At 70.5% G+C, this 2,989-nt stretch carries 4 protein-coding genes; 3 read left to right on the forward strand and 1 reads right to left on the reverse strand.

Going from position 1 to position 2,989, the window contains the following annotated elements; genetic code table 11:
• The 3 genes from FUT87_RS12345 to FUT87_RS12355 all read left to right on the forward strand — a co-directional run.
• Nucleotides 1-1,230: DUF4178 domain-containing protein (locus tag FUT87_RS12345; RefSeq protein ID WP_147241205.1), on the forward strand; the 1,230-nt coding region annotated here is incomplete at its 5' end.
• Between the two features lie 113 nt (nt 1,231-1,343).
• Nucleotides 1,344-1,568: a DUF350 domain-containing protein gene (locus FUT87_RS12350; RefSeq protein WP_091733655.1), complete on the forward strand. Its 225-nt coding sequence runs from the start codon at nt 1,344-1,346 to the stop codon at nt 1,566-1,568.
• A gap of 106 nt (nt 1,569-1,674) precedes the next feature.
• Nucleotides 1,675-2,454: a hypothetical protein gene (locus FUT87_RS12355; RefSeq protein ID WP_147241206.1), complete on the forward strand. Its 780-nt coding sequence runs from the start codon at nt 1,675-1,677 to the stop codon at nt 2,452-2,454.
• A gap of 71 nt (nt 2,455-2,525) precedes the next feature.
• Here FUT87_RS12355 and FUT87_RS28710 read toward each other — a convergent pair.
• Nucleotides 2,526-2,989: hypothetical protein (locus FUT87_RS28710; protein WP_186830500.1), on the reverse strand; the 464-nt coding region annotated here is incomplete at its 5' end.

A 2,989-nucleotide genomic window follows, 5' to 3' on the forward strand; every position in this document is an offset into this window, starting at 1 on the left:
CCGCTGGCCGAGCGCGCGCCCGATCCCGCCACGCTGCGCCCGGGCGGGCTGCAGATGCTGGCCGGCTCGGCCTGGCAGGTGGCCAGCATCGTCGAAGCGACCGTGGCCGCGGCCCAGGGGGAACTGCCCCATCCGCCGCGGCTGGCCAGCAGCTATCCGGTGGTCGACCTGCGCAACACCGCCAACGAGGTCGCCTCGCTCGAGTACAGCGACCCCGCGCTGCCGACCTGGTCGGTCGGCCGCCCCGTCAAGCTCGCCGACCTGCAGCTGACCGGGCTGCGCGCCGAGAGCGGCGCGACGCTGCAGTCCAAGGCCCTGCCCTGCCCGAACTGCGGCGCCGCGCTTGAACCGCGGCTCGACACGACGCAGTCCATCGTCTGCGGGCAGTGCAAGTCGGTCGTCGACATCTCCAAGGGCGCCGGCGCGGAGCTGGCCGCCTACCGGCAGAACACCGGCGGCGAGCCGCAGATCCCGCTGGGCACGACCGGCCAGCTCGCGATCTCCGGCGGCGCGCCGCAGCCGTGGCAGGTCGTCGGCTACCTGGAGCGCTGCGACCTGCCCGAGTCCGCCGAGGACGAACAGACCTTCTGGCGCGAGTACCTGCTGTTCAACCGCATGGAGGGCTTCGCCTTCCTCGTGGACACCGAGGACGGCTGGAGCCTGGTGCGCCCGATCACCGGCGCGCCGGCCAACGCGGGGGCGAAGTCGGTCAGCCACCAGGGCAAGGACTTCAGGCACAAGTGGACCTACACCGCCAAGGTCACCTACGTGCTGGGCGAGTTCTACTGGCGCGTCAAGCGCGAGGAACGCGCGCTGGTGCGCGACTACGAATGGCGCAACGGCACGCGGCTCGAGCTGCTGAGCAGCGAGCAGACCGGCAACGAGGTCACCTGGAGCCACGGCCGCGCGATCGACGCGGCCGAGGTGCGGCGCTTCTTCTCGCTGCCCGAGGACCGCATGCCCGCGCTGCAGCGCGATGTCTCCTCCGGCCTGGATCAGGGCAAGCTGCTGCGCAACATCATCATCGCGATCTTCGTGATCGCGGTGCTGTTCGCGCTGCTGCGCGCCTGCAGCAGCGACGACTGCGACCGCTACAAGGACAGCTACGGCGAAAGCAGCGCCGAGTACCAGCAGTGCAAGCGCAGCAGCCGCGGCAGCGGCGTGGGCTACGTCGGCTCCAGCGGCGGCTCGTATGGCGGCTACAGCAGCGGCGGCGGCGGTCACAAGTAGTCGCCATCGTCCCGCCGCCCCGTCCGCATCCACGCCGACTTCCCCGCGACAATCGCCGGCCCGCGCCGACCCCAGACCTTCAACCCCACCGAACGACCGACCAGGAGAACGAGATGGAAGGATTCGAATGGCTCAAGCCCGCCATCGTGCTGGGCTCCATCCTGTATGCCGTCATCGGCGTGCTGGTGTTCTGGATCAGCTTCGTCATCATCGACAAGCTCACCCCCTACAAGCTGTGGGAGGAGATCGTCGAGCACAAGAACATGGCGCTCGCGGTCGTGGTCGCGGCGATGTGCATCTCCATCGGCCAGATCGTGGCCGCGGCGATCCACGGCTGAACGGGTCATGCCGATGCGTCGATCCGCGCGACTGTCCGTGCTTCTATCCGTCCTTGTGCCCGTCCGTCTGCCCGCCCTCCTCGCCGCCCTTGCCGCCCTCGCCGTGATGGGCGCGAGCGGCGCCGCACAGGCCCAGAACCAGCCCTACAAGCCGCCGCCGCCTGCGCGGCCCACCGGCATCGCGCCCAAGGGCGACTTCACCAAGGGCCTCGAGCCGGCCCGGCCCGAGCTCGATCCCGGCCAGGCCGCCGGCAGCGAGGGTTCGGACGAGGCCTTCCGCGCCAAGGCCGAGGCCGACGCGATCCGCAAGGCCAACGTCGGCGGCGGCCACGTGCTCGTCAAGCGCGCCGGCTCGCGCCTGATGCTGCCGACCGGCTCCGGCCGGCCCGAGGTCTTCGACAGCGTCTGGCCCAATGCCTCGGGCAACAACGAGGGGGCCTACGAGGATTACCGCTTCGACGGCCTGTCCCCCGACCGCGAGTTCTTCGTCGTCCGCGCCACCTTCTACGAAGGCAGCAATGTCTACTGGGTCTCGCGCAAGGACGGCACGCGCTACACGATGCACGGCGAGGTGCGCCCGTCGCCGGACGGCCGCTTCCTGGTGATGGCCAATGCCTCGGCCTCGCACGACTTCAACGGCATCGTGGTCTGGGAGAACCCCGGCGGGCGGCTGGTCGAGCGTTTCCGCTTCTCGCCGCCGCTGGTTGGGATCTCGTTCTACCGCTTCATGCGCTGGAAGGACGGGCGCACGGTGGAACTCGAGCACACCGCCCTGGGCGACGAGATCACCTGCCACGGCGGCACGCAGGAGGCGCTGGCCGTGCTGACCCGCGATGGCGAGCAGTGGGCCGTCAAGGACGTGACGGCGTCGCGCTGCAAGCGCTGAGGCCCCGCGCGGCGCGCGGCGCGCGAAGCCCCGGCGCCTGATCCGGCGTCCGGCATCCGGCGCCGGCGTCCTCAGCGGACCCGCTTGTAGACCACCGTCGCTTCGCTGCTGCTGTCACTGCCGTCCGGGAGGTCGGTCCGCACGATCAGCGTGTCGATGGTGATCGATTCGATGATCAGGGTGTCGGTGCCCGTCGACCCGCGCAACTGCAGGGCCACGACGGCGCGTTCGTCGACGATGCGCTGGCCCTTCTCGTAGCGTGCCTTGCGCGTCTTGGCGTCGACCACGCTCCAGTCATGGGCCTTGGACCAGGCCTTGCAGCCGGCGGTGTTCGCGCCGTAGCGCATCGTGCCCTTGCGGTCGGCGCCGATCTCCATCCGGGTGTCCCGCGAGCACGGCGAGTATTCGCTCATCGCGTCATTCGACGAGACGCCATCGCGGTTCAGGTCCACCGGCTGGTCGAAACGCACGCCCGACACCTGCCAGGTGCCGACCACCAGGTCCAGCGCCCGGGCGCGCGTGACCGCCGGCGCCG

The sequence above is a fragment of the Mitsuaria sp. TWR114 genome (assembly GCF_007997345.1).